This is a genomic window from Pseudonocardia acidicola (assembly GCF_012911935.1).
Taxonomy (GTDB): Bacteria; Actinomycetota; Actinomycetes; order Mycobacteriales; family Pseudonocardiaceae; genus Pseudonocardia; species Pseudonocardia acidicola.
Window position 1 is genome coordinate 1 of sequence record NZ_JAAXLA010000093.1, and the last position, 25,946, is coordinate 25,946.

A 25,946-nucleotide genomic window follows, 5' to 3' on the forward strand; every position below is an offset into this window, starting at 1 on the left:
CCGCCGTGCAGCGTGAAGGGCGTCGGCGTCTGCTGGTGCAGCACCTCCAGCTCACAGACGTCGGTCGACCGGGGCAGCAGGTAGGTCTTGAAGCCGGTACCGACCGGGGTTCCGTCGGCGGCGTAGCCGGCCTGTTCGCCCAGCGCGCAGCCCAGCCCCATCACGACGGCGCCGTGCACCTGGCCCTCCACCAGCATCGGGTTGATCACGGTGCCGCAGTCGTGCACGGTGACGTGCCGGTGCAGCGTGATGACCCCGGTCTCCGCGTCGACCTCGACATGGGAGAGGTGCAGCGCGTTGGAGTAGGTCGCGTAGGGCTGGATGTTGCCGCGCGCATCCGGGGTGTGCCGGATGTTGCCCGGCCGGTAGCTGCGGGTCGCCTCGAGGGACGGCTCGATCCCGGCCGCCAGGATGAGGCCCAGCGTGTAGACCGCGTGCGCGACCTCGGTGATCGGCACCGACGCGTCCGCCCGGCCGGCCGGCCGGGCGAGCCCGTCGCGCAGCACGATCTCGTCGGCGCCGGCGTGCAGCATCGCGGCGGCGACGGCCCGCAGCTTCGCAGCGACGTCCCGGGCGGCCAGCGCGGCGGCTCCCCCGCCGGAGACGGTGCTGCGGCTGCTGACGTTGCCGAACCCGTAGGGGCACCGGTCCGTGTCGCCCTGGATCACGCTGACCGCGGAGATCGGCACCCCCAGTTCGGCGGCCACGATCTGCGCGATGCCGGTGTCGTTGCCGCCGCCGGGTGAGGTCACCCCGGTCAGCACGCTCACATGACCCGCCGGGTCCATCGAGACGGTGGCGGTGTCCTGCGCGCTGAGCAGGGTGCCGGGCAGGTCGACCAGCTCCGGCACCACCTCGAAGGCCAGGCCCAGCCCCACCAGCGCGCCCCGCTCCCGCGCCCGCTGCTGCTCGGCGCGCAGCGCGGCCAGGTCCACGTGGGCGTCGAGCAGGTCCAGCAGGCCCGGGTAGTTCCCGCTGTCCAGGTTCACCCCCGAGGGGGTGGCGCGGGGGAAGTCCTCGGGGCGGACCCAGTTGCGGCGGCGCACCTGGCCGGGGTCGATGCCGGTCGTCTCGGCGACGAGGTCCATCGCGTGCTCGGTGAGCAGGCAGGCGACCTCCTTGCCGTAGCCGCGGGTGCCGTTCCAGGGCGCCTTGTTGGTGACCACGGCGCGCCAGCCGACCGCGCAGTTCGGCACGTCGTAGCCGCCCGGCAGGGTGAGCGCGGCCATCAGCGTCATCGGCCAGCCCGGTGCGCCGGCGGGGGCGCCGAGGTTCGCGTCGATCTCCGCGCCGAGGCCGAGGACCCGCCCGTCGGCGGTGCAGGACACCCGGAACCGGCCGCGCATCTCCCGGCCCCCGATCAGCAACGACTCGGCCCGATCCTCGATCCACTTGACCGGGCGCCGCAGCTTCCTGGCCAATGCACAGACCAGCACCTCCTCGGGATAGCCATGGGTCTTGTGACCGAAGGAGCCGCCCAGGTGCGGGGCGATGACCCGGATCCGATGCTCCGGCAGGCCGAGCGCGGTGGCCATCGCACCGCGGAACGGATGCGGGTTCTGCACGGTCGCGTACACGGTGAGCCGCTGCTCGCGGTCGTCCCAGTCGGCGACGTAGCCACGGGTCTCCAGCGGGGCCGCGCCGGCCCGGTGCAGTCGCACCTCACCGGTCAGCACGTGGTCGGCGGCCCGCTCGGCCGCCTCGAGGTCACCGTCGGAGAACCCGCCGGAGACCAGCACGTTGCCCTCGCCGCCGGGGATCAGCCGGGGCGCGGAGTCGGCGAGGGCCTCGTCGATGTCGAGCGCGAAGGGCAGCGGGTCGTAGTCCACGACGACCGCCGCGGCTGCGGCGCGCGCATCGGCGACGGTCTCGGCGACCACGGCGGCGATCGGCTGCCCGACGTAGCCGACCCGGTCGCCGGCCAGAACCGGGATCTCGACGTGCCGTCCGCCGACCGCAGCCGGGTCGGAGGTGTGCGGCACCGGCCCGGCGATCCCGAGCAGATCGGCCGCGGTCACCACCGCGACCACCCCCGGCAGCGTCGCGGCGGCGACCGTCGAGACGCCGAGCACCCGGGCGTGCGGCAACGAGCTGCGCACCAGGGCGACGTGGGTCATGCCGGGAAGCGTCACGTCGTCGACGTAGGTGACCCGGCCGGTCACGTACTGCGCGCCGTCGTGCTTGGGGATGCGGGAGCCGATGATCTCCCCGGCGGGAGCCGGCTCCACCAGAGCCTGTTCGGTCATGCTGCCTCACCTTTGAGACCGTTGAGACGTTCGAGTCGTTGCGGCCGGCCGCGGGAGGGCGGCCGGATCAGGTGCGAGACGGACGGGACCGCCGGGGTCAGCGGATCGCCAGCGGGTTGGTCGGCGAGGCCACGGCCCCGGTGATCGGGAGCGTGGGGGCCGCGAACAGGAACTCGTACCGGCCGTCGGCGGCGCAGGCCCGCGCGAGCTCCTCGAGGTCGAACATCTCCCCGATCAGCAGGCCGACATGCACCAGCAGCACGATGTGCATGGGCTGGAACACGTCCGGGGTCTCGTTGGGGATGACCTCGGTGCCCCAGGTGTCGGTGGCGTACCCGGCCAAGTCCGCCTCGGCGAACCATTCCGCCGAGTCGAGGCTCAGTCCCGGGGCGGGGCCACCGGCGTAGTCGCCCCAGCTGCCCCGGTCGCGGACCTGGGCGAGCTGGCCGGTGCGGATCAGCACGAAGTCGCCCTCGCGGATCTGCACGCCCTGTGCCTGCACGCAGCCGTCGAGGTCCGCGGGGTGGATCGCCTCGCCCGGTTCGAGCCAGGGGCGGCCGTGGTAGCGGGGCAGGTCCAGCAGCACGCCACGGCCCACGATGCGGTCGCGGGTGTGCTCGATGCCGTTGCGCGCGGCGCCGCCCGCGCTGACCAGCTCCGCGGGCCGGTCGTTGTACATCCGGCCCTCGTAGAAGATGTGCGACAGCCCGTCCCACTGCGTCCCGCAGGACAGCGGCATCACGATCCCGTCGTCGGCGTGCCGGCTCACCCGCATGTGGTTCTGGGCGCCGCCGACCGCGTCCGTGCCGGTGGCCGTCATGTAGTGCACCGGGTTGTTGCGGCCGAACGAGCCGTTCTGGGGTCCGTTGGCGTCGAACGGCAACGCGAGGCTGATGATCTCGCCGGAGCGCACCAGCCCGGCGGCCTGGACGACCCGCTCTCGCGTGACGTGATTGAGGGTGCCGATCTCGTCGTCGGCGCCCCAGCGGCCCCAGTTGGACAGCCGCTTGGCGAGCGCGTGGACATCGGCGTGGGTGTAGGCACCCCGGTTGTGCTGCCCTGAGTTGTGCTGATCTGACATGGGTCTTCCTCGTGGAGGTACGCGAGACGGCGGGTGGGGTGCCGGCGGTCAGCGCCGGCCGGAGACGGGCGGGGCGCCCAGGTGCATGCCGGCGTCGACGAGGATCGTCTCCCCGGTCACCAGGGCGGCGCCGTCGGCCAGCCAGAGCACCGCGTCCGCGATGTCGTCGGGGGCGGCCACCTTCCGCAGCGGCGTCTTCTCCGCCACCGAGGTGGCCAGCTGCTCGACCCGCGACGCGTCGCCGTAGCCCTGGCGGCCCCACCACCGGGTCTGCACGAAACCGGCGGCGACGGCGTTGACCCGGATCTGCGGGCCCAGGGTGCGGGCGAGCGCCTTGGTCATCGTGAGCACGCCGGACTTGCTGACGACGTAGGCGATGCTGCTGCCACTGGCGGTGACGCCACCGACCGAACTGACGTTGACGATCGCACCGGCGCCGCGGGCACGCATCCCCACCGCGACAGCGCGAGTGGCATACCAGGTGCCCATCAGGTTCACACCCAGCGTGCGCGTCCACACCTCGTCGGTCAGCCCGTCGAGATCGTCGAAATCGACGAAGGAGGTGTAGCCGGCGTTGTTGACCAGCACGTCCACCCCGCCCCAGGCCTGCTCGACCCGGCTGACCATGCTGCGGACCTGTTCGTCGGAGGAGACGTCGGCCTGCACGACGAGCACCTCGCCGCCGCCGGAGCGGATCGTCTCCGCGGTCTGCTCGGCCTCCTCGGCCGACCGGCTGTAGTTGACCACGACCCGGGCGCCGCGGCGGGCGGCCTCCCGCGCGCACGCCGCGCCGATTCCGCTGGCCGATCCCGTGACCAGGACGACCTTGTTCTCCAGACCCACTACAGACCTCCAGTGACACGTGCGACGGCGTCCGGCGTCGCCACGGCGGTGACGGTTCCCATGCCGGTGATCCAGCCCGGAACCGGTTCGTAGTCGGCGTCGATCCGGCACGAGCTGATCGGCTGCCCGGTCGCCTCGGTGAACGCGGCGGCGGCGGCGATCCAGGTGCGGATCTCCTGGCCGCCGTTGCCCGCGGCCTGATCGATCTCGTTCTCGGACAGGCCGGCCAGCTGATCGACTCCGCCGGTGCGGATCAACTCGACGACCCGCTGGTCCCACTCCGCGTTGACCCGGCCGCTGGCCCGGCCCATCGCCTTGACCTTCTCCTGCCGGCCGGCTTCCCGATCGGCGACCGAGGACCGCCCGGTGAGCAGGAACTCGCGCTCCTCCGCCGGGAGATCGGCGTCGAAGGCGTCGAGCCGCGGTGGCCAGTGCGAGAGGCCGCCGGAGCCGACGACGAGCACCCGGGCGTCGCCCGGGGCCGCGCGCAGGGCCCGCCCGACGGCCCGGCCGAACTCCCGGCTGCGGCGCGGCGAGGGCAGCGGCGGAGCGCTGGTGTTCAGCATGATCGGGATCAGCGGGACGTCCAGGGCGGGGAACAGGGCGGCATAGGTCTGGCTGATGCCGTGGTCGACCGCCATGGTCAACGACAGCGCCGGGTCGAAGCCGTCGGCGCTGACGTGGCGGTGGAGGTGCAGCGCGAGGTCGGGTGCGGTGGGCAGCGGACCGCTCGGTGTGCCGTAGTCGCCGACCCCGTCGACCCGCTCGGCGCCGATGCAGAACGGGGGCATCAGGTCGTAGAAGGCGAACCGGAAGTGGTCCGGACCGAAGAGGACGACGACGTCGCAGCCGAGCCCGGCGACGATCTCGCGCGACCTGTCGACCGCGCGGACGAAGTGCGCGCCGGGATCGGCCGCCCCGACGGGCGGCGCCGCCCATCTCAACGGCGAGTGGGACTGGGCCACCATGCCCACGACGTCCGCCATCCTCACACCTCCGGCTGGTCCTCCGGCTCGGACGGACAGCTCCGTTCCGGTTGCACCCGTCACCCTGCGGTGTGATCGAGAGGTGGACAATCACTGCGTCTCGGTAGGCGAGACGCCCGGCGGAATCCGGATGCCGCCGGCGCCACCGACCCGACAGGAGGAGGCCGTGGCCGCTGGTCACGAGACCGAACCGGACCGCAACAGCGTGCTCGGGAAGGTCGCCGCGATCCTCGCCGCGTTCGGGCCGGACGAGGCCTCCGTGTCGCTGGCCACCATCGTCCGCCGCAGCGGTGTCACCAAGCCGAGCGCACACCGGCTGCTCACCGAACTCGTCGCCATCCGGCTGGTGGACAGGACCGACGACGGATACCGACTCGGTCGCAAGCTCTTCGCCCTCGGCATGGCCGCACCCGAGCCGCAGGCCCTGCGCCGGGCCGCGCAGCCGGCGATGCAGGACCTCGCCGGGCGAACGGGCGGCACGGTCGCACTCGCGATCCTCGATCAGGACTCGGTGTTGTGCGTCGAGTCCGTCGGCGACGCCGTGGACCGGTCGCTGTCACCGGGGGCGCACTCACCTGCCCAGGACAGCGCGCTCGGCAGGGTGCTGCTCGCGTTCGCCGGCCAGCAGGTTCGGGACGGGTTCCTGCGCGGTCTCCGCGCCCCGGCACCATCGCCGGGGTCGCCATCGCCGGGGTCACCGGCACCGGGTCTGCGCACGGTACAGCACCTGGCCCGCGAACTGGACCGCATCGCCATCGAGGGCGTCGCCCACGACGGGCGGGACCCGGTCTCCGGGACGACGACCACGGCGTGCCCCGTGCGCGACGACCGCGGCGCCGTGATCGCCGCCGTGTCGGTGTCGATCTCGGTGAGCAGAATCCCGGCGACGGGCATCGCGGGGCTCGTATCGGCCACCGCCGAGGTCATCGCCCGAGCACTGGCCGAGGTGGACGGCGCCGCGCCGAGACGGCCGGGGGCGGTCCCGGCGCCGCGGCGAGTGCCCCGCCCGGTGCGGCGGGTCCGGGTGGCCACCATGCCCTATGTCGACACCGCACCGCTGTGGGTGGCCGCGCAGGAGGGGATCTTCGCGCGACACGGTCTGCAGATCACCCTGGTGCCGGTCAACGGACCCGGCCAGACGCCGCGGCTGCTCGCGACGTCGCAGGCCGACCTCGGCGTCACCACCACACCCAATCTGGTCACCGCGGTCGACGACGGACTCGCCCTGCGCGCCGTCGCGGGCCTGTCGCTGAACACGCTGGAGAACCCACGCCTGTTCCTCGTCGCCGGCACCGGCTCCGGGATCACCGATCCGGCCGGGCTGGCCGGCCGACGGATCGGTGTGTCCAGCCAGCGGGGCTACCTGCGGGTCGGCTCCGATGCGCTCCTGCGCCGCCTCGGGGTGGACACCACGGCGATCGAGTGGGTGCCCATGGACCTCGGGCAGATGCGCGCCAACCTGTCGGCCGGCGTCGTCGATGCGGTCGCCGCCCCGCTTCCGCTCCCGCTCCTGCTCCAGCGAGACGGTGGCCGCATCGTGCTCAACCTCGCCGAGCTCGGAGCCTCCACGCTCGACGTCTTCGTGGCGGGCCGGGCCGACTGGATCGCCGCCAACCGCAGCGTCACCGAGTCGTTCCGCTCAGCACTGCACGACGGCATCCGGCTACTGGACCGGGAGCCGGAGCTGGCCGTCCGTGCGCAGACGCGATTCGCCCGGCTCTCCCCGGAGTTGAGTGCCGCGGTCACCGTCGGCACCTACATCGACGCCCCCATGCCCGAACAGCTCGAATTCTGGATCGAGCTCATGGGCTCCGCCCACCTCATCGGCCACCCCATCGCCGCGGAGAGCCTCATCGCGCGATGAGCACTCCGCCCATGGAGGACCCGGACCCGGAGAATGTGAGCGTGCCCAGCCCGCTCGGAACGCCCCGCCCCTGCCCGTGCGGCCTCCCGCAGGCCTACGACGACTGCTGTGGCCGCTTCCACGCCGGAGTGTCGGCCGCGCCCACGGCCGAGTTGCTCATGCGGTCGCGGTTCAGCGCGTTCGCCGTGGGAGACGAGGCGTACCTGCGGCAGACCTGGCATCCCACGACACGACCGCGGCGCCTCGACCTCGACCCCGAGCAGCGCTGGACCCGGCTGGAGATCCTCGGCCGGACCGGCGGCGGGATGCTGGAGGCCGAGGGCACCGTGGAGTTCCGCGCGCACTATCTGGATCACGGCCGTCCCGGCATGCTGTGCGAACGCAGCCGCTTCGTCCGCGCCGGCGGCCGCTGGCTCTACCTCAGCGCGGTCTCCCGGTGAGCTGGCCGTCGATCCAGGGGTCGCGCGATCGCTCCCGGCCCTGGCCGTCGAGGTAACCGCATGCCCGGTTGGTGATCTCATCCGGGTTCGCCGGGTTGCCGAACACCGGCGGGCCGTTCAGATCGCAGGTGTAGACGACCGTCGCGCCCTTCGGCGATGCCGGGCTCGGCGGCGTGGTCGTGCTCGAGCGCTGGGCCGCCGGCGCGGCTTGCGGGGATGCCGTGGTCGCTGTCGCCGGGTGAGCGGTCGAGGGCGCAGCGACCGGCACCATGACGGTGACGGGATGTCCGGCCTGCCCGACCGGGACCGTGACCGTCGCGGGCGGTCCGACCGGCACCAGTCCGATCGCCACCACGACACCCGCTCCGGCCAGCACCGGGACCACCCCGACCAGCATGGTGCGCAGCACCCGCGCGGCCCGCTCACCTCGTCCGACCACGTCTCTCCTACCTTCATCCGAGCTCCGTGCCTGACTATCGCCGCGGAGCGGCTCAGTGTGACAGTCCGGCGCGACATCCCGCCGCCCGTCCGCCTACATGCGACACTGCGCCGGTGCGGGGGTCGGTGAGTCGTGCGGAGCTCCGCACCATGCTGACCGGGATCGATCCGGGCCTGGTCCGGCTGCGGCTGGCCGGGATCGCGACGGCGTCGATGGTGCTCGCGGCCGCCGTCATGTCCGGGGTGCGGGCACTGGCCGGGCAGCCGGTGACCGTCGTGCTGTTCGCCGCGGTGCTCGCGATGATCAGCAACCTGGCGGTCAACGAGCCCGATCTCCGGCGGCGGCGGGTGACGACGCTGCTCATGATCGCACCGGCCGCGGCCTCCATCACGGCCGGGACGCTGCTGGCGCCGCACCGGCTCGTCGCCGACGTCGTGTTCGTCGTCGTGATGATGATCGCTGTCTACGTCCGGCGCTTCGGCCCGCGCGGATTCGCGCTCGGCATGGCCGTGTTCATGCCGTTCTTCTTCACCCAGTTCCTGCAGGCCACCGCGGCCCAGCTGGCGTGGCTGCTGCTCGCCGCCGCGACCGGGGTCGGCTCGACGCTGTTGCTACGCGGCTGGGTGTTCGCCGAGCGGCCCGAGCGGACCCTCGACCGGTTGGTCCGGGCCTTCCGCGCCCACCTGCACGCGCTCGTCGAGGCCGTCGCGCACGTGCTGGCGGCCGCGCCGGACGACGTCGAGGACGCGCTGCAGGACGTCCGGCGCCGCCGCACCCGGCTCAACGAGACCGCGTTGCTCGTGGAGGACAACCCGGAGCAGCGCGACCGCGATGACGGGGACGCCCTCGCACTGCGCATCCTCGACGCCGAACTCGCCGCGGAGCGCCTGGCCGCCGCCACCCGGCGACTGGTCCAGGACGACACCCCGGTCGACGAGAACAGCCGCCGCGCCCTGCTGGCCGGCATGCACGGCCTCGGCGCGGCGTCGGCCACCGGGGCCCGGACCGGAATGGTCAGCACCCTGCTCGACGGGGCGAAGCGCAGCGTCGACGCGCTGGTCGCCGAGCCCGGGGGACACGAGGATCGCACCCAGCGGGTGGCCTTCGCGGTGCACCGGCTGGCCGACGCGCTCGGTGTGGCCGGGCGGCCGGCCGGGGCGGCTCCGGCCGGCGACGAGACCCCGCCGCGCCCCGGCCGCGGCCACACCGATCACGAACCGGGCGGTCCGGTCGCGGCTGACGACACGGCCCGGGACACCGGTGCCGGCGAGCCCGAGGGTCTGCCGCTGAGCACCCGGCAGGCCGTCCAGGTCGGGGTGGCGACCAGCCTCGCGATCGTCGTCGGCGAGCTCATCTCGCCGGCCCGCTGGTACTGGGCGGTGATCGCGGCGTTCGTCGTCTTCGCCGGCACCACCAGCCGTGGCGACGTGCTCAGTCGCGGCTCGCAGCGCGTCGTCGGGACCATCGGGGGCGTCATCGCGGGGATGGCGCTGGCCGTCCTGGTCGGCGACCACCATCTGGTGGCCCTGCTCCTGATGTTCTGCTGTGTGTTCCTTGCGCTCTACCTGGTCCGGATCTCGCAGGCGCTGATGGCCTTCTGGATCACCGCGGTGCTCGCGCTGCTCTACGGGTTGATCGGCCAGTTCAGCGTCGAAACACTGGTCCTGCGCATCGAGGAGACCGCCGTCGGCGCGGCGATGGGCATGCTCGCCGGATATCTGATCCTGCCCAGGCGAACCCGGGAGGTGTTCGGCGCGGCGCTCGACGACCTGGTCGACACCGCCGACGCCGTGCTGGCCACGGCTGTCGACCGGATCCTCGGGCGGCAGCCGGACACCCCGCCGGTGGAACTGGCCCGGCGGATGGACGACGCGCTCAACACGCTGCGGCAACGGGCGAAGCCGCTGGACAACCCGCTGCCATGGCGGCGCGGCCGGTCGGGCTACCAGCGAGCACTGCGTGTACTGAGCGGCGTCGACCATTACGCCCGCAGCCTGGCCCGGCTCTCCGACGGCGTCCGCGTGCCCGGCTGGGCGCCGACGCTGGAACCGGCCGCCGACCGCGTCCGGGCCAACCTCGACGCGCTGCGCCAGGTGCTGCTGCGCCGCGCGGCCGGGGAGTTCCGGTCCGCGGAGGACCTCGTCGACGCCGCAGAGGCCGACGCGGCGCACACCGCCGACTCGCGACTGCGCGCCGAGATGCTGGGCGCGGCCCGGCTGCTGCGTCGCATCGACCAGGCGGTCGTCGGGTTCGCCCCCGCCCTCGACCGCCGCGACGAGGCCACGCAGTCACGGGCTGCGTCGGCCGGCGCCCGGCTGGACGAGAACCGGTAAGGCCCTCAGGGGCCGGCGGGTGATGACCCGCGCCGGGTAATTACAACCAACTGATTAATGTATTGTTAGTATCCATGGACGCGGTCGGACCAGTCACGGACGACGCCGCCGAGGTCGCGGCAGCACTGAAGCTCGCCGTCGGCCGTATCGCCCGCAGGGTGCGGCAGGCGCACGCCGTGGGGGACCTGGCCCTCTCCGAGGTGTCCGTGCTGGCCCGGCTGGACCGCGACGGTGCCGCTTCCCCGGGGGCGCTCGCCGAGCTGGAGCGGGTGCGCCCGCAGGCCATGGCGACCACCCTGGCCGCGCTGGAGGAACGCGGCCTGGTGAATCGTGGGCAGGACGCCGCCGACGGCCGCCGCGCGGTGATGACGGTGACGGACGCGGGCCGCAAGGTGCTGGCCGATCGGCGCTCCGAATCGGTGCGCCGCCTGACCAGCGTCCTCGAAAAGGAGCTCACTCCCGCCGAGCGCCAGACGCTGCTCGCGGTACTGCCGCTGCTCGACCGGGTCGCGGAGCGACTGTGAAGGCCGAGTGGGTGGGCGGGTCCGCCGGGCGCGACACGGGCGGGCGCTACAAGTGGGTCGCGCTGTCCAACACGACGCTCGGCGTGCTCATCGCGACCATCGACAGCTCGATCGTGATCATCTCCCTGCCGGCGATCTTCCGCGGAATCGGTCTGGACCCACTCGCCCCCGGCAACATCGGCTACCTCCTCTGGATGATCTTGGGCTACATGCTGGTCTCCGCGGTGCTCGTGGTCGCGCTGGGCCGTCTCGGCGACATGTTCGGCCGGGTCCGGATGTACAACATGGGCTTCGCGATCTTCGCCTGCGCCTCACTCGCGCTCTCCCTCGATCCGTTGCAGGGTGGCGGCGGCGCGCTGTGGCTGATCGGCTTCCGGATCGTGCAGGCCGTCGGCGGGTCCATGCTGACGGCGAACTCCGCGGCGATCCTGACCGACGCCTTCCCGGCGCGGCAACGCGGTATGGCCCTCGGCATCAACCAGATCACAGCGCTTGCGGGCATGTTCCTCGGGCTGATCGCGGGAGGCCTGCTGGCCGCCATCGACTGGCGCGCGGTGTTCTGGGTCAGCGTCCCGATCGGGGTGGTCGGCACCATCTGGTCCTATCGCAGCCTGCGCGAGATCGGCTCCCGCAAGCCGGGACGCATCGACTGGGTCGGCAACACCACCTTCACCGCGGGGGCCGCTGCCGTGCTCGCCGCCATCACGTACGGCATCCAGCCCTACGGCGGCCGTCCGACCGGCTGGACCAACCCCTGGGTCCTGGGCGGACTGGGCGCGGGGGTGCTGCTGCTCGTCGTGTTCTGCGTCGCCGAGACCCGGATCGCCGAGCCGATGTTCCAGCTCGGGTTGTTCCGTGTCCGCGCTTTCGCCGCCGGCAACCTGGCGGCGCTGCTCACCGCGATCGCCCGTGGCGGGCTGCAGTTCATGCTGATCATCTGGCTGCAGGGCATCTGGTTGCCGCTGCACGGTTACGACTTCGAACGCACCCCGTTGTGGGCCGGTCTGTTCATGCTCCCGCTGACCGTCGGGTTCCTCATCGCGGGTCCGGTGTCCGGATACCTGTCGGACCGATTCGGCGCGCGCCTGTTCTCCACCAGCGGGCTGGTCCTGGTGGCCGCCGCGTTCGTCGGCCTGCTCATGCTGCCGGTGGACTTCTCGTACCCGCAGTTCGCGGCCCTGCTGTTGCTGAGCGGTATCGGGCAGGGAATGTTCTCCGCCCCCAACACCTCGGCGATCATGGGCAGTGTGCCGCCGGAGCAGCGCGGGGTGGCCTCCGGGATGCGCTCGACGTTCCAGAACTCCGGGACCGCCCTGTCGATCGGGCTGTCGTTCTCGCTGCTGATCTCCGGCCTCGCGGGCTCGCTGCCACACGCGCTGAGCAGTGGTCTGCAGGCACAAGGGGTGCCTGCAGGGACGGCAGAGGAGGTGGCCGGCCTGCCGCCGGTGAGCACGTTGTTCGCCACCTTCCTCGGTAACAACCCGATCAGCCACCTGCTCGCGCCCAGCGGGGTGCTGGACACCTTGCCCGCGCACGATGTGCAGACCCTGACCGGGACGCGCTTCTTCCCTGAGCTCGTCTCCGGGCCGTTCCACCACGGGCTCGTGATCGTCTTCAGCGTGGCCACGGCGATGGCCCTCGTCGCCGCGCTCGCCTCGGCACTGCGCGGCCGCCACCGCACAGCCGGATCGGGCGACTCTGCCGGACCAGTGAAAGGACAGCAAGCATGGCGCACAGTGCCCTCCTCGTGATGGACGTGCAGCGGGGCATCGTGAACCGCTTCGAGGACGCCGGGTACCTGCCGCGCCTGCGCGGCGCGATCGACGCCGGCCGGGCAGCCGGCGTCCCGGTGATCTACGTGGTCATCGGTTTCCGTACCGGGCACCCGGAGATCAGCGCCCGCAACAAGAGCTTCAGCGCGATCACGCACACCGGCGCGTTCGCCGAAGGCGACGCAGGCGCCGAGATCCACCCGGACGTCGCGCCCCGCCCCGGCGACATCGTGGTCACCAAGAAGCGCGTCAGCGCGTTCGCGGGCAGCGACCTCGACGTGGTGCTCAGGGCCGGCGAGATCGACAGCCTCGTCCTCACCGGCATCGCCACCAGCGGTGTCGTGCTGTCCACCCTGCGCCAAGCCGCCGACCTGGACTTCGGCCTCACCGTCCTCGCGGACGGCTGCCTCGACCCCGACCCGGAGGTGCACCGGGTGCTCACCGGGAAGGTGTTCCCCCGGCAGGCGGATGTCGTTACCGTCGACGAGTGGGTCATGGCCGTCGGAAGGTGACGGTCAGCGGATCTCGATCACCGACTTGGTGATCTGCGAGCGGGCGACGAGCCGGTCCCCCGCCATGGCCGTCGCCGAGACGAACCCGAGCCGCCGGGTCCGCCGCTCCAGGGTCGCGGTCACGCAGACCTCCTCCCCTTCCCTGCCGGCACTCAGGATCTGGGTCGAGATGTGATGGGTCACCGCGTGCTCGGTGGCGGCCAACTCGGGCAGCAGCGCCAGGAAGCCGGTGAGCTCGAGGATCGCCCCGAGTGCGCCCGCGTGCAGGGTTCCGCCGGGGTTGATCGCCAGCCCGGTCACCGGGAACACGAGACCGCCGGTCGGGTCGGCGGGGTCGATCAGCCGCGCCCCGAGGGCGTCCTGCAGCGGGATGGCCAGTGCTGCGGCGGCGCGGTCGGCGAGATCGGCAGGAGCGGGATCGTTCGTCATGGGCCGACAGTGCCAGCTTCGGCGACGACACCGCGGGTGGGGCCGGGGCAGGGTGGCGGCGGGTCACCCTGCCCCGCGCGTCAGCTCGTCCATGACATCGAACTCCAAGCCCTCGGCCCGTGCGATGTAGACGGACTGCAGCAGGTGGTTCCCGGACATGCGGACGGTGCCTCGCGGGCTCTCGTAGGTCAGCGCGTTCGCGGCCCCGCACAGCCTGGGCAGGTCCATGCTCCGCGACCGCTCCGCCAGCCGGGCCAGCAGTGTCAGCCCCTCGTAACACGATTCCCCGAGCGAGTTCAGGGCCGGAGCCTGCGGACCGAATCGTCGCATGTAGCGCCGTGAGTAGTCCAACCCGGCGCCGGTCGGAAGGGTCTCGAAGAAACCTGCCGCCGAGTACAGGCCGCGGGTGTTCTCAGCGCCCGTCGCGAGGAGCATGTTCTCCTCCATCAGCGGGCTCAGTCGCTCATGGCAGCGGTCCAGGCCGGCAGCCGCGAACGCCCGGTTGAACCGCACGGCGTCCGAGCCGACCAGGAACATGAGCACCCCTTGCGCGCCACTGCGCACGACCCGCTGCAGCGCGGGTCCGAAGTCCTCCGTGCCCAGCGGCACGAAGACCTCGTCCAGAATCCGTACCTCCGGTGAGATCCGCGCGTACCAGCGCGCGGTCCGGGCGGACGCTCGCGGCCACACGTAGTCGTCGCCGACCACGCACCAGGTCCGCACGCCCAGTTCCCGCGACATCCAGCGCAGTGCCGGCAGCAACTGCCGGTCCGGCGTCTCGCCGGCGAGGAACACCCCCGGAGTGTTCTCCCCGCCTTCGTAGAGCGGTGTGTAGATGTAGGGCACACGGCCCGCCACGACGGGGGCAAGCTCCTGACGGACTGCGGAGATGTGCCAGCCGGTCACCGCCTGGACGGCGCCGGTCCCGACCAGCTCGCCCACCTCGCGAGCGACCTGGCCCGGCGCGCGGCCTCCGTCCACGATCCGCAGCCGCACCTCGCGGCCCAGCACCCCGCCGTCATCGTTGATCTCGTCGACAGCCAGGCGTCCGGAAGCCTCGCACGACGGCCCGAAGATTCCGGCTGGACCACTGCGCGGGATGACGAACGCGACCTCCAGCCGGTCACTCGTCTCGCGCGGGAGGGTCATGGAACCTTGCATCGCCGCGCACCTCCGAGTTGTCACACCCTGGCCCACGCCTGATTTAGGGTGACAGTGTTTACGATGACAGCAATCTCGTCACTACCCCGGAACACATCTCAGGGGAACGACTGTGACCCTGCACGGCGCGGGTCGGCCTCGGGCGCTGCCGCCCGGCCCGCACCGGGCACCTGATCCCCGAGACCCCGAGGCAACGGCTCAGAGGGCAACGTGGCCGATGAACTGTCCGACGGCGAAGGTCACGGCCATCGCGACGGCGCCGCCGAGGACGACGCGCCGGACGGCACGGCGCTTCCCGGCCCCACCGAGCCGGGCGCTGATGGTCCCGGTGAGCGCCAGCGCGACCAGCACCGCAGCGAAGGTCACCGGGATCCGGGCGGACACCGGCGGCAGCAGGATCGCGATCAGCGGCAGCAGCGCACCGAGGGTGAACGCGATGGCCGACGCGATGGCGGCGTGCCAGGGGTTGGTGAGCTCGTCGGGGTCGATGCCCAGTTCGATGTCGACGTGCGCGGCGAACGCGTCGTGCTCCGTCAGCTCCTCGGCGACCGTCCGGGCCGTCTCCGGCCGCAGGCCCTTGGCCTCGTACATGGCGGCCAGTTCGGCGAGCTCCGCCTCGGGCGCCTCCTCGAGCTCGCGGCGTTCCTTGGCCAGCAGCGCGCGTTCGGTGTCGCGCTGGGTGCTGACCGAGACATACTCCCCCATCGCCATGGACACCGCCCCGGCGACGAGCCCGGCGACGCCCGCGGTGAGGATCGGCCCGAGCTCGGGGGTGGCCGCGGCGACACCCACGACCAGGCCCGCGGCCGAGACGATTCCGTCGTTGGCCCCGAGAACCCCGGCCCGCAGCCAGTTCAGCCGGGACGACACCGCAGCGGCGTGCGGTTCGACGGTGGGCAGATCATCGGCGGCCGACGTCACGACGGAGGAGGTACTCACGGCGGGCATCCTCAGGCATTCCACAGCCGGCTGCCAGCAATCCGAGCCTTGGCTCAACGAAGTGCCAGCTCGCCTGCGTGTGGCACAGGCGAACGTTCCTTCGGCGGCGCACGGCGCCCGACGTCGCCCGCCGACATCGTCCCCGACCAGGGCTTTCGGCTCGAACCACCGCGTCGCCGCGGGATGCGGACCGAGCCCGGCCCGCGCATACCCTTCCGGAACGCAGCGCACTCCGGCCCATGTGGTGACCATCATCACCGGGATCCGGGCTCACCGTGGCCGGCTGCGACGACGCGATGACGGCATGGAGTCCGGCGCCGCCCCGGCGGCCTCCCGGTCCACGGTGGCCGGCCGCAGGACACGACCTACATGCCGCTGCCGGCTGAAGCCCCGGATCCGCCCCCGGACGACGAGTTGCCGCCGGCCGGGGAACTGTCGCCACCGGGGCTCGATGACGAGCTGCCACCGGAGTTGTACGTCTGTTCGGCAGAGGAGATCGCGGCGTCCGCCGGCGTGAAGGCCATTCCCGGCACCGCATCGACGACCTGGCGGGCGATGCGCAACTGCTGCTCGACGCTCGAGCCCCCGGAAGCTCCCACTCCGCTGCCAGCGTTGTCGCCGGGGGTGCTCCGGGAGTTGCTGCTTCCGGACCGGCTGCTCGACGACGGGGCCGAGCTCGAACCTTGGCCGGCCACCTCACGAACCGGGGTGGTCACCGTGTCGACGGTGCTCTCGACCGTGCCGGCCGAACCGCTCGGCGTGGGCTCCGAGCGGCTCCCACCGCCACCGGATCCTGATCCCGACTCGCTGCGGCTGCCATCGCCACCGCCGGATCCACCCCCGGAGAGCGCGTGGCCGATCGCGCCGACAGTGTCGTTCGCGGCGTTGCGCACGCCACCGACAGTGTCCTTCGCGGCGTTGCCCACGCCACCGACGGCGTCCCTGGCCGAACTGCCGACGTCACGGACGGCCGTGGTGACCGTGTCGGTCGGCTTGCCGTCGGGACCCATGTTGGATCGGTCGGGGATCGGCTCCTTACGGGGATCGAGGGGCTGACTGGTGGTGGCCGTCTGCTGATGGCGGCGGTCGTCGCGGCCGGCGGCCAGGACCTCGGGCTGCGGCGGTCCGTCCGGCTTGGGCCGGCCCGGGCCGTGCTTGTCGAGGTCGAGCACGGCCCGGGTGACCGGGGTCGTCTGATCAGCCGGGGCGGGCAGCGGTGTGCGCTCGGCCGCCTGCACGCCCTGTTCGAGCCGGGTGAGCTCGGCCTGCTTGGCCTGCCGGTCCTGCTGCAGCAGGTCACGGCGGTTCTGCAGGGCCTGCAGCACCAGCGCCTGGTCGGGACTGAGGTTGCCGGGGGGCAGCTCGTCGAGGGTGGACTCGATCGCCTCGAGCTGCCGGCCGAGGTCGGTGAGCTGGCTGTGGACCTGACCGACCTGGCGGGCGGTCGCGAGCTGGGACTCGATGGCGGCCTTCTGCTGTTCGAGCAGCGCCTCCCGGTCGAGCATCTGGCTGACCTGTGTGGGCACGGTTCCCCGGTAACGGGGAGCGATCCGGCTCTCCCACACCACCTTGGTCTGGGCTATCGTGTCGAGCTGCTTGTTGATCGAGGCCAGCGTGACCTGTGCCTGGGTGGTCCAGGTCGCGGGCTGAACCGTCCGGGGCGCATAGGCGGGGTCCAGGTGCTCGATGACCTTGTCGACCCCGAACCATCCGGCCCCGGCGACCAGGACGCCGGCGACCCCGACGACGGCGACCAGCCGCTGCCGACGGGAACGGGCGGCGCGGGCGGCCAACTGGTCCCGGAGGTTCGCCACGTCACGCGCGCTGGCCATCGGCCGGCCGGCGCCGGAGCGGTGACGCGTCGATGTCGGCGGCAACCCGCTCAAGGCGGTGAGCGAGTCCATCCTGGACCGGCCGCTTCCACCCGCGACCGGCCGGGCCTGGGCGTGGTGTTCCGGGGAGCAGTAGCGCCGCGGCGGACGGCCCGCATCGCTGGCCGGGACCACACGGTCGCAGCCGGGCAGGGCGCACTGCGGTCGCTCGCCCACGTCTCCTCCTCCGCCGCGCACGGCTCCACTCCTCAGCAAGATCTTCGCTCATTTCCCCGGTGAACGGAACGAGGGCGTGACGGAGAAATCCCCTGCTCAGCGACACTTTCTGCATCGGCACGTGGATCATTACGAAACGTAGGAGCCGCACCGCTCACTGGACGAGCAACTCACTCTTGTGAGGGATCCGAGCGTGCGCGTACCCGTAGCTCCGCGTGAGATCGCCGTCGTCGAAGTCCCGTTTGCAGCAGCCCTCGTCCGCGCTGCGGGAACAGCATGGGACGGGCGGTTCCGGCGGAACTCGGCTCGGCATGGCGCACTTGCGGCGGCACGGTGAATACCGATCGGCGGCGTGGTGAACAGCCGGGCGGCGTCGCCCACGGACGATCCCGCGGAGCCGTCGCCGACGGTCGCGTCGGTGATCAGAGGCCGTCGAGAGACCGGGCGAACCCGCCCCGGTGACGCAGCAGCCGCTGGGCGAGCAGGTGCCCGGTGATCTCCGCTTCGCGTTCGCGCAGCCAGTCCGGCGAGCCGGGTGGGTGCGCCTCACCGCAGCGACCCATGATCGCGGTGATGTGGGCCGGGGACAGCCGCAACTTCTCACCGGCCAGGGTCTGGATCGGCGTCCGGAGCGACTCGGCGGCCTGCTCGTCGAACGACGCGGGCTCGTGCCCGCAGACCATGTGCCCGAACTCGTGGCAGGCCACGACGGTGCGGTGCATCGGGCTGGTGCGCCGGTCGACCCAGACGACGTCACGGTCACGCAGCTGCAGCCACAGCCCGGACGGGAGAGTGAGCCCGTCGGGCTCCGCGACGACGAGGTCGATGGCGCGGCCACGGTGGTCCTGCAGGGCGGTGCGCACCTGCTCGAGCGTGGCCGGCGGGTCCGGCAGCGCCGCGCGCAGGCGGGCGCGGCAGCGGCGCACCAGTTCCTCATCGGAAATCGTCATGGCCCGCCCAGCTTGTCATGACGGGGCGAACCGGGTGGCGCCTTCGGGGGGCAGCAGCAGGACCGCCGCGGCCGCCGCGTCGTGCAGGGTCCGGGCGCGTTGCACCTCGGCCAGCCACAGGGCCTCCTGCTTCTCCGACTGCCCGCCCCCGAGCCGGCTCAGGTCGGCCGGGTCGGCCGCTCGGTCGGCGTCCGCGGCGAGCGCGGTCAGCCCGATCTCCAGACAGACCGCGGCAGTGAAGGCCCGGCCGGGCTCGCCGACCAGGCCCAGCCGGCGCGCCACGCCGGCCGCGGCGCTGAGCTGGTCGCGGCCGACCCATTGCTGCAACAACCACATCCGGTCCCGGACCTCGACCAGCAGCCCGAACAGCTCGTCATCGGTGATGATCCTGCGGTGATCGCCGGACGGCCGCCCGGTCAGCCACTGCCACAGACGCGTGACGTCGCGGCGCACCTGCTCGGGGTCATGGCGCCGCCGCGCAGCGCGCAGGACCGGCAGGCAGATCCCGGCGAGGAACAGCGCGAAGAACGCCACCAGCAACCCGTTGAGCAGCACCGTCGCCGGCGGCGGGAACGGGCGGCCGAGCAACTCCCCGGCCTGCACCACCACCGCGCCCCCGGCCCAGGCCGCCGCGCAGAGCGAGGACGCGGCGACCAGCACCAGGGCCTGCCGCGAGACCCCGGCCGGGAGCTCCCGGATCTCACGCACCCCGGCGCACAGGAAGGTGGCCGCGAGCGCGAGCAGGAACAGGTGGTAGACGAGCCAGTGCGTGGCCATCGCCGCATCACCGAGCACGACGCGCGGGATCCAGGTCTCTCCCGGCCCCGGCGGGGTGTGCAGCGGGGAGGCGAACCAGGTCGCGGCCATCACCACGAGCACGACGACCAGCGCTACGGCGACCAGCCGGCGGCCACGGCGACCCGGGGGTCGCGCGGCAACCAGCTGGGAACCGACCACCAGCGCGGCGGCTGCCGCGGCGGCGAGGTTGGCCACCAGGACGCTGAGCCACACGTGCCCGGTGAGCCGGTCGAACAACTCGGCATTCGAGCCGATCTTCAGCGTGGCGACCAGGGCCAGCAGCACGCTCGCCCACCACGACGCACCCAGCTTCGAGGCACGCAGCCCGCGCCGGAGCACCGCGACCCAGAGAGCCACCGCTATGCCCCGGTAGACGTTCTCGACGACCACGGCCGGCATCGACTACCCGGCCCGCCGGTGGTCGTGTCCGGTCATCGCCGGTGGCGCCGCAGGAACCCGCCGCGCCTGGACCGTTCCTTGTCCTCCAGCCGGGTGACCAGTTCCCGGATCTCGTCCAGCGACTCCGGGTCCTCCAGGTCACCGAGGCGGGCCATCAGCCCGAGCAGCTTGTTCTCCCGCATGTCGACCGCCCGGGCCAACTGCTGGTGGATCGACTCGACCTGCGCGACCTCGTCCGGGCTGGCCTCGGTGGGGTCGATGGCCAGGTAGGCGACGATCGCGCTGGCCCTGCCCGGTTCGGGCTCGGACTGGGAGAGGAACTCGAACGCCCGGGCGATGGCGGCCGCGGTCTCGACCGAGGGCCGGGGCCGCTCCCCGTTGCGCAGCATCCTCAGGTGCTCGCGGGTGATGACCGACCGGCCGTGCACGGTCTCCGCAGCGCGGGCGACCTGCAGGTTGCTCCACTCCTTGCGCTCCCCCCGCTCGTCCGGCGGCCGCAGGAACGCGCGGAACAGCAGGTTGAGCCGATCCGCGAACGTCAGCACCTGATCCTCCCCTTCCGGCGGGCGCGGGGTCGTGGCTGCTCAGCCTACTTCCGCTGCCACATCCGGCGTCACAACCCGCCGAAGCCTACGACCGATCTCGTACTTGGCAACAGTCGTTGTCACACGATACGTTCCTGATCCAACAGTTGTGGCCATAGATGGTCACAGGACGAGGCGGGCGGTAGGTGATGGTGAGAGGATTCGGTCGCAGGGCCGGGCGCGAGCCTGCGCGGCCGCCGGCCTGGCTGGTGGCTCCGGGCCCCAGCGCACCGCCTGTCAGGCCTGTGCCGGATCCGTGGTCGGACTGTGACGAGGCTGCTGCGGACGACCCGCGCGACGGGTGCGAGCCCTCGCGACGGGAGGCATCGCCATGGGGGGCCTCGCGATGGGACATCGCACCGGAGGGCGACGACAGCCCGACCGGTGAGCCCCCGGAACCGGTCGCAATGCGGGTGACATCGTTGCCGGGGGTCCGGCCCGATCCCGTCCATGCCGCTGCCGAGGACCCACCGGCAGCGTCCGGCCACCGCACCGCGTGGGCGGCCGGCGTGATGCCGGTGAAGCCGATGCAGGCCGGCACCCCGATCGGCGGGGTGGACGGATCCCGGCTGTGGACCCCTCCGGCCGCGGGCCCCTGGCCTGTCCCCGACCGCCCCCGCAACGGCCGCAACGCGGCGCATGCGGCGACGCCGCCGCGCCTACCCGCACCAGGACACCTCGGCGAACCGGTCGCGCCGCCCACCGCCGGCACGGCCTCGGGCGGAGAGGGGGTGCTGGAGCGGTCGGTCGCCGCGCTGGAGCCGATCGGGGACGCCGAAGCCTCGGCGTTCGCGGCCCGGTTCGCCGCGGACTACCTGTCCTGGGACGAGGACGACCCGTCCCGGCGGGCACAGGTGCTGCGCGAGTACCTCGCCGACCCCGCGACGGCGGCCCTGGGCTGGTCGGGCGTGGGCAGGCAACGCGCGGAGGTGGTGCTGCCGGGACGCACCCTGCGCACCCCCGGCGGCGCGGTCGTCGTCGAGGTGACCGCCCGGGTTGTCAGCTACCTCCGCACCTGCCCGCACCCGGTCGACGCCGGGCCGCCGGCGGGTCCCGTCGAGCCGCCGCTCAGCGCCGTCGGCCCGTCCTGCGCTCCCCCACCCGAGGCCGCGGGCTGGCGGCCGGGCGCCTCGCACTGGGCGCGGATCGCACCGCCCATCCGCCGCGACCGCACCGGGCGGCTGGTGGTGGACATCGGCCCTGCCCCCGACCGCGGCGACGGCTGATCGAGGTCAGATGATGCAGAACATCCACAGCCGGGCGGCGTCGTCGTGGGCGGATGATCCGGCGCTCAGCCCCTGGCGGGTCCCCACCGGCAACGCCCCACCGGCTCATCCGGCGGCCGGCCCGGGGTTCCTGACGCACAGCGCGGATGCGCTCTCGCGGCAACTGTTCGCCCGCAGTCACAGCACCCGCCCGCGCCGGGGGTTGCGCGGCGCGATCTACACGGCGACCCGGGGTCGATGGAACCCGGGACCGTCGGCCGCGGAGGCGGATCGGCTGGCCAAGCTCGCGCATGTCCGCGCCCCGCTCGCGGGCTGGCACACGATCACCGTGGCCAGCATGAAGGGCGGCATCGGCAAGACGACTGTGTCCTCCCTGCTCGGACTGACCCTGGCCGAGTACCGCGGAGACCGGATCATCGCGCTGGACGCCAACCCCGATGCCGGCACCCTGGCCGAGAGGCTGCTCGGCCATCCCGTGCGGTGCACGATCCGGGACCTCATCTCCCGCGAGGACTTGGACCCGTTCCGGTCCCTGGCCGACATCTCGACCTACCTGAACGTCGCAGGCCGCCTGCAGGTCCTGGCCTCCGAACAGGACCCGGCGATGAGCGAGGCGTTCAGCCGCAACGAGTACCGCAAGGTGCTCGCCGCCCTGAGCCGCTTCTTCAACATCGTCATCACCGACTCGGGCACCGGGCTGATCCACTCCGCGATGGCCGGAGCGCTGGAGGCGACCCGGAGCCTGGTCATCGTCGGCGCACCGACCATCGACGGCGGGGGCCGGGCCAGCAAAACCCTCGACTGGCTCATCGCGCACGGCTTCGACGAACTCGTCCGCGACGCGGTGGTCGTGCTCTCGTGCGACCGGGAGTCCCGCAGCATCGACCGGTCCATGGTCATCGAGCACTTCGCCGCCCGCTGCCGCGCCGTGGTGGAGATCCCGAGAGATCCGCACCTGGCCGAAGGCGGGCTCATCCAACTCGATCAGCTGCGCGAGCGCACCCGTGACGCCGCACTGACTCTGGCCGCGCACATCGCCGAGGCCTTCAGCTGGGACTACCCGGTGCCGGTCGGCTTCGCCGAGGAGCGAGGCTGACGTGCACGTCGGGATGATCACCGCCGGATGCCCCCAGGCCTCCACGCCAGGCCGGGCCACCCCTTCGACCCCGGGACGGAGCTGACCCGTGCGCGCCCGCCTGTGCACCCTCGCCGCTGCCACCACCGCCGCGCTCGTCCTCACCGCCGCGCTCGCCCCCTCCGCCGATGCCGCGCCCGACGCCGGGTGTGCGTGGCGGCTCTCGGCGGTGCGGCTCTACGAGGAGCTCACCGGCGTGCCGAACAGTCGAGCGGTGCAACTGCGTGCGCTGCTGGGCGACTCCGGCGTGGGCAGGCCGGACTTCCTGCCCGAGCAGTGCCGATCCGGTTCCGGGAGTACCGGCGCGTCCGCAGGCACCGGTTCGACGTCGCCGGGGAGCGCGGGGGCGGGCTCGTCCGGCGCGGGTACCGGCGGCGACGGCGGGTCCGGCCCGGGCACCGGCGGCGACGGCGGGTCCGGCCCGGGCACCGGCGGCGACGGCGGGTCCGGCCCGGGCACCGGCGGCGACGGCACCACGGCCGCCGAGACGTTCGGCTGGGGCGCCCCGGACCGGACGTCCGACTTCACCACCGGCGCCGGGACCGACGGCTGGAGCCTCTACGACGGCCCCGGGCACGCCGGCAACGGCCGCCGCTCCCCGAGCGCGATCAACCTGTTGAACGGGCTGCTCACGATCACCGGCGACTCGGCCGGCACGTCGGAGGGCATGGCCTGGACCCCGGGGCAGAAGTACGGCCGCTGGGAGGCCCGGGTGAAGTCCCCGGCCGGCGCGCCCGCCTACCACTCGCTGCTGCTGCTGTGGCCCGACGCGGAGAACTTCCCGCTCGGCGGCGAGATCGACTTCATGGAGATCGGCGACCCCACGAGGCAGAAGACCGACGTCTTCATGCACTACGGCGCCGACAACTCCCAGCTCCACGGCCAGCTGAACATCGACGCCACCCAGTGGCACAACTGGGCCCTGGAGTGGACCCCGCAGAAGATCACCGCGTTCGTCGACGGCCGGCAGTGGTGGTCCACAACCGACACCTCGAAGTTCCCGCCCGGACCGATGCACCTGTGCATCCAGCTCGACTACTTCCCCGGCGACGGCTCCGCCCAGGGCGGCGGCCAGGAGCAAGTCGCCTGGGTCAGGCAGTACCCGCTCACCGCCTCCGGGACCTCGCCCGGGTCATCGGGTTCCGGCGCACCCGCTCCGCCGGACCCGCAATCCGCCGGCGCCGACTCGTCCACGTCCGGTTCCTGAGCCCTGTTCGTCTACTTCGGACACCCTGACCTCCAGGAGAGCAGTGACATGCCCATCTCCCCCGTCGCAGCGCTGGCCGTGACCGCCGCGCTCGCTGCCGGACCGACCGCCGCGCTCGCCCCCACCTCGGCTCCCGTCGCATCAGCGGCGTACTCGGTCTGCCGGCAGGACACGTCCTCGTACGGGGGCGGCACCCGGCAGCTGACCCCGGAACAGGCGGCCGAGCTGTTGCAGCAGGCGCGGGAGCTGGTCACCGAGCTGTTGCGCGTGGTGGGCGACAACCGCGCGGCCGACCTCGGCCAGGAGATCCGGTCCATGGGCATCACCCCGGCCCGCGCGCAGCAGATGTGGAAGCAGCAGGCCTACGACCTGGCCGACGGGCTCACGTCCGCCTCCAGCGACCCGCGGGCGATGCAGGTCGCGGTCACCCTCGCCGGAGCGGGCTTCTCCCCCACCCCGGCTGATCTGCTCTACCCCGTCCCCACCTCGTCCACGCCGCGACCCGCGGCGCCCGCAGCCGTCCCCGACCCTGCCCAGGCCTCGCCGAACGCCGCCGCCGCGGGCACCGGTCCGACGCCGGCCGGGGCGATCAGCCGCATCGAACCGGACACCGCCACCGCTTCCGACGGCGGCAGCGGGAGCACGGTGTCGGGCGCGTCCTCGGACACGTCGCCGGGGGTCCAGGTGTGCGGCGCCGGCCCCGGGGAGCAGGCCGGCAACACCCAGGTCAGTGGCGGCGCGGCGCAAGCCGGCGCGCCGCTGCTGACCTCCGGCCCCACCGCCGCAGCGCAGACCTCCGGCCCCGGCAGCAGTGGCGCAGCGGGCTGGGAACGGCAGGCCGGGGACCTGGTGGACACGCTGCAGGCGGCCAACGATCCCGAGGCCGAGCAGCTGGCCGGCAAGCTCGCCGCGATCGGGGTCACCGGCTCCACCCCGGCCACCTCGCCGGGACCGGTGCCGGACACCGCCTCGCCGGCCGGCAGCCCCGACGCCGTCACCACCGACCAGGCGGACGGCTCGAACGGCAACAACGTCGACCGCGGCCGCCAGGCCGACGACAACACCGGTGTCTCCACCGACGCCACCGGCGCCGGCACGGCGAGCTCCCCCGGGCAGGCGTCGACCGCGGGGCCGGGGTCCGACCGGTCCGCGTCTGCCGACGGCGGCAACAGCCCGGATTCGAGCGCGAACGACCAGCAGCCCGGCGGCGCGCAGCAGTCGGGGTGGGAGCAGCAGGCCCGTGAGCTCGCCGACCAGCTCGCACGCGCCGGTGACGATCCGACCGCTCGCGAGCTGACCGACAAGCTCGCGAGCGCCGGCATCATCGCCGACCCTTCGCCGCCCGCCCGGAACGGCAACTCCGGTCAGAGCAACCAGACCGGGAGCCGGGGTGGCGACCAGGGCTCGTCGGAGACCGGGCAGAGCGGCCAGGCCTCGGATGACCCCGGCGGTGCCGGTCAGGCCGGCGAGGGCGACCGGACCGCCGGGTCGCAACCGTCCGGCAACGCCGGCGACGGAGGCAACGCAGGCGCAGCCGAGCAGCCCCCACCCGCCCAGGCTCCGGCACCGGCCGGGAATCCGGCGGCGCACCCCGACCCCGGCATCACCGGCGCCGACCCGGGGGCCGACATCGGCACCTGGGACAGGCTCGCCGGCTGCGAGAGCGGTGGGCGTTGGAGCGTCTCCACCGGCAACGGGTACAGCGGCGGCCTGCAGTTCGATCCGGCCACCTGGAAGGCGTTCGGTGGCGACGGGTACGCACCCAGCGCCGACAAGGCCACCAAGGATCAGCAGATCGCCGTTGCGCAGAAGGTCCGCGACGCCCGTGGCGGCTACGGATCCTGGCCGGCCTGCTCGCAGAAGCTGGGGCTGCCCCAATGATCGCGGCCTGATCGCCCCGGTAGGCTGCGTCCCCGGAGGTGGTGTACGAGTCCCTCGCTGGTGAGCGGCGTGGCGTCGTGACGTGAGACGGCCACCGCGTGATCTTGATGAGTACCGACCAAGGAACTCACCGAGAGGATCACGACGAT

22 protein-coding genes are annotated in these 25,946 nt (G+C 72.9%); 10 read left to right on the forward strand and 12 right to left on the reverse strand.

Annotation, left to right across the window (positions count from 1 at the left end; translation table 11 throughout):
- The 4 genes from HF526_RS30700 to HF526_RS30715 all read right to left on the reverse strand — a co-directional run.
- Positions 1-2,246, reverse strand: a 2,246-nt coding sequence (locus HF526_RS30700; RefSeq protein ID WP_169385148.1) for a xanthine dehydrogenase family protein molybdopterin-binding subunit, incomplete at its 3' end; no start/stop codon positions are given.
- 97 nt (positions 2,247-2,343) lie between these two features.
- Positions 2,344-3,327: a cyclase family protein gene (locus HF526_RS30705; RefSeq protein ID WP_169385150.1), complete on the reverse strand. Its 984-nt coding sequence runs from the start codon at positions 3,325-3,327 to the stop codon at positions 2,344-2,346.
- 48 nt (positions 3,328-3,375) lie between these two features.
- Positions 3,376-4,170 carry an SDR family oxidoreductase gene (locus HF526_RS30710; protein ID WP_169385152.1) on the reverse strand — a complete coding sequence of 265 codons (795 nt, stop codon included), beginning with the start codon at positions 4,168-4,170 and terminating at the stop codon, positions 3,376-3,378.
- Complete coding sequence (locus HF526_RS30715; protein ID WP_169385153.1) at positions 4,170-5,156, reverse strand: DODA-type extradiol aromatic ring-opening family dioxygenase; 987 nt, start codon at positions 5,154-5,156, stop codon at positions 4,170-4,172. Before HF526_RS30715 ends, HF526_RS30710 begins: the two co-directional genes overlap by 1 nt.
- A gap of 166 nt (positions 5,157-5,322) precedes the next feature.
- Here HF526_RS30715 and HF526_RS30720 point away from each other — a divergent pair, with 166 nt between their 5' ends.
- Positions 5,323-7,020, forward strand: a complete 1,698-nt coding sequence (locus HF526_RS30720) for an ABC transporter substrate-binding protein (protein ID WP_169385155.1) — start codon at positions 5,323-5,325, stop codon at positions 7,018-7,020.
- A gap of 11 nt (positions 7,021-7,031) precedes the next feature.
- The gene (locus HF526_RS30725) at positions 7,032-7,460 is read left to right on the forward strand and encodes a YchJ family protein (protein ID WP_169385174.1); all 429 of its coding nucleotides are present in this window, start codon (positions 7,032-7,034) and stop codon (positions 7,458-7,460) included.
- Here the strand turns inward: HF526_RS30725 and HF526_RS30730 are convergent.
- A complete protein-coding gene (locus HF526_RS30730) occupies positions 7,441-7,899 on the reverse strand; it encodes a hypothetical protein (protein WP_169385157.1) in 459 nt (152 codons plus the stop codon). The genes HF526_RS30725 and HF526_RS30730 overlap by 20 nt on opposite strands.
- A 149-nt stretch (positions 7,900-8,048) precedes the next feature.
- Between HF526_RS30730 and HF526_RS30735 the strand changes: the two genes are divergently transcribed.
- The 4 genes from HF526_RS30735 (at position 8,049) to HF526_RS30750 (ending at position 13,040) form a co-directional block, all read left to right on the forward strand.
- Positions 8,049-10,232, forward strand: coding sequence for an FUSC family protein (locus HF526_RS30735; protein ID WP_169385158.1), 2,184 nt, complete (start codon positions 8,049-8,051; stop codon positions 10,230-10,232).
- Between the two features lie 74 nt (positions 10,233-10,306).
- A complete protein-coding gene (locus HF526_RS30740) occupies positions 10,307-10,756 on the forward strand; it encodes a MarR family winged helix-turn-helix transcriptional regulator (protein ID WP_169385160.1) in 450 nt (149 codons plus the stop codon).
- A complete protein-coding gene (locus HF526_RS30745; protein WP_169385162.1) occupies positions 10,753-12,507 on the forward strand; it encodes an MFS transporter in 1,755 nt (584 codons plus the stop codon). Before HF526_RS30740 ends, HF526_RS30745 begins: the two co-directional genes overlap by 4 nt.
- The gene (locus HF526_RS30750; protein ID WP_169385164.1) at positions 12,483-13,040 is read left to right on the forward strand and encodes a cysteine hydrolase family protein; all 558 of its coding nucleotides are present in this window, start codon (positions 12,483-12,485) and stop codon (positions 13,038-13,040) included. Before HF526_RS30745 ends, HF526_RS30750 begins: the two co-directional genes overlap by 25 nt.
- Before the next feature lie 3 nt (positions 13,041-13,043).
- Here the strand turns inward: HF526_RS30750 and HF526_RS30755 are convergent, their stop codons facing one another.
- The 7 genes from HF526_RS30755 to HF526_RS30785 all read right to left on the reverse strand — a co-directional run bounded on the left by HF526_RS30755 (position 13,044) and on the right by HF526_RS30785 (position 20,309).
- Positions 13,044-13,469: a PaaI family thioesterase gene (locus HF526_RS30755; RefSeq protein ID WP_169385165.1), complete on the reverse strand. Its 426-nt coding sequence runs from the start codon at positions 13,467-13,469 to the stop codon at positions 13,044-13,046.
- Positions 13,470-13,532: 63 nt separating this feature from the next.
- A complete protein-coding gene (locus HF526_RS30760; RefSeq protein WP_211178054.1) occupies positions 13,533-14,618 on the reverse strand; it encodes a substrate-binding domain-containing protein in 1,086 nt (361 codons plus the stop codon).
- 210 nt (positions 14,619-14,828) lie between these two features.
- Positions 14,829-15,578 carry a VIT1/CCC1 transporter family protein gene (locus tag HF526_RS30765; RefSeq protein WP_169385167.1) on the reverse strand — a complete coding sequence of 250 codons (750 nt, stop codon included), beginning with the start codon at positions 15,576-15,578 and terminating at the stop codon, positions 14,829-14,831.
- 356 nt (positions 15,579-15,934) lie between these two features.
- Positions 15,935-17,617 (reverse strand): hypothetical protein, encoded by a 1,683-nt coding sequence (locus HF526_RS30770; protein WP_169385168.1) that lies wholly within the window; start codon positions 17,615-17,617, stop codon positions 15,935-15,937.
- Positions 17,618-18,039: 422 nt separating this feature from the next.
- Positions 18,040-18,567 (reverse strand): ImmA/IrrE family metallo-endopeptidase, encoded by a 528-nt coding sequence (locus HF526_RS30775; RefSeq protein WP_169385169.1) that lies wholly within the window; start codon positions 18,565-18,567, stop codon positions 18,040-18,042.
- 15 nt (positions 18,568-18,582) lie between these two features.
- A complete protein-coding gene (locus HF526_RS30780; protein ID WP_169385170.1) occupies positions 18,583-19,764 on the reverse strand; it encodes a DUF6545 domain-containing protein in 1,182 nt (393 codons plus the stop codon).
- Between the two features lie 32 nt (positions 19,765-19,796).
- Positions 19,797-20,309, reverse strand: a complete 513-nt coding sequence (locus HF526_RS30785) for a hypothetical protein (RefSeq protein ID WP_169385171.1) — start codon at positions 20,307-20,309, stop codon at positions 19,797-19,799.
- A gap of 551 nt (positions 20,310-20,860) precedes the next feature.
- Here HF526_RS30785 and HF526_RS30790 point away from each other — a divergent pair.
- The 4 genes from HF526_RS30790 (at position 20,861) to HF526_RS30805 (ending at position 25,797) form a co-directional block, all read left to right on the forward strand.
- Positions 20,861-21,574: a hypothetical protein gene (locus tag HF526_RS30790; protein WP_420821671.1), complete on the forward strand. Its 714-nt coding sequence runs from the start codon at positions 20,861-20,863 to the stop codon at positions 21,572-21,574.
- A gap of 10 nt (positions 21,575-21,584) precedes the next feature.
- The gene (locus HF526_RS30795; protein ID WP_169385173.1) at positions 21,585-22,670 is read left to right on the forward strand and encodes a MinD/ParA family ATP-binding protein; all 1,086 of its coding nucleotides are present in this window, start codon (positions 21,585-21,587) and stop codon (positions 22,668-22,670) included.
- Between the two features lie 88 nt (positions 22,671-22,758).
- A complete protein-coding gene (locus tag HF526_RS37175; protein WP_211178055.1) occupies positions 22,759-23,916 on the forward strand; it encodes a glycoside hydrolase family 16 protein in 1,158 nt (385 codons plus the stop codon).
- A gap of 48 nt (positions 23,917-23,964) precedes the next feature.
- Positions 23,965-25,797 (forward strand): transglycosylase family protein, encoded by a 1,833-nt coding sequence (locus HF526_RS30805; RefSeq protein ID WP_239029354.1) that lies wholly within the window; start codon positions 23,965-23,967, stop codon positions 25,795-25,797.
- Positions 25,798-25,946: the final 149 nt, after the last annotated feature.

Excerpts from the sequence above, each read along its gene's own strand:
- HF526_RS30750 (WP_169385164.1), top strand. The coding sequence starts at position 12,483 with ATGGCGCACAGTGCCCTCCTCGTGATGGACGTGCAGCGGGGCATCGTG.
- HF526_RS30805 (WP_239029354.1), top strand. The coding sequence starts at position 23,965 with ATGCCCATCTCCCCCGTCGCAGCGCTGGCCGTGACCGCCGCGCTCGCT.
- HF526_RS30795 (WP_169385173.1), top strand. The coding sequence starts at position 21,585 with ATGATGCAGAACATCCACAGCCGGGCGGCGTCGTCGTGGGCGGATGAT.
- HF526_RS30725 (WP_169385174.1), top strand. The coding sequence starts at position 7,032 with ATGGAGGACCCGGACCCGGAGAATGTGAGCGTGCCCAGCCCGCTCGGA.
- HF526_RS30715 (WP_169385153.1), bottom strand. The coding sequence starts at position 5,156 with ATGGCGGACGTCGTGGGCATGGTGGCCCAGTCCCACTCGCCGTTGAGA.
- HF526_RS30755 (WP_169385165.1), bottom strand. The coding sequence starts at position 13,469 with ATGACGAACGATCCCGCTCCTGCCGATCTCGCCGACCGCGCCGCCGCA.
- HF526_RS30780 (WP_169385170.1), bottom strand. The coding sequence starts at position 19,764 with ATGCCGGCCGTGGTCGTCGAGAACGTCTACCGGGGCATAGCGGTGGCT.
- HF526_RS30705 (WP_169385150.1), bottom strand. The coding sequence starts at position 3,327 with ATGTCAGATCAGCACAACTCAGGGCAGCACAACCGGGGTGCCTACACC.
- HF526_RS30790 (WP_420821671.1), top strand. The coding sequence starts at position 20,861 with ATGCCGGTGAAGCCGATGCAGGCCGGCACCCCGATCGGCGGGGTGGAC.
- HF526_RS30735 (WP_169385158.1), top strand. The coding sequence starts at position 8,049 with ATGCTGACCGGGATCGATCCGGGCCTGGTCCGGCTGCGGCTGGCCGGG.
- HF526_RS30760 (WP_211178054.1), bottom strand. The coding sequence starts at position 14,618 with ATGACCCTCCCGCGCGAGACGAGTGACCGGCTGGAGGTCGCGTTCGTC.
- HF526_RS30775 (WP_169385169.1), bottom strand. The coding sequence starts at position 18,567 with ATGACGATTTCCGATGAGGAACTGGTGCGCCGCTGCCGCGCCCGCCTG.
- HF526_RS30765 (WP_169385167.1), bottom strand. The coding sequence starts at position 15,578 with ATGCCCGCCGTGAGTACCTCCTCCGTCGTGACGTCGGCCGCCGATGAT.
- HF526_RS30740 (WP_169385160.1), top strand. The coding sequence starts at position 10,307 with ATGGACGCGGTCGGACCAGTCACGGACGACGCCGCCGAGGTCGCGGCA.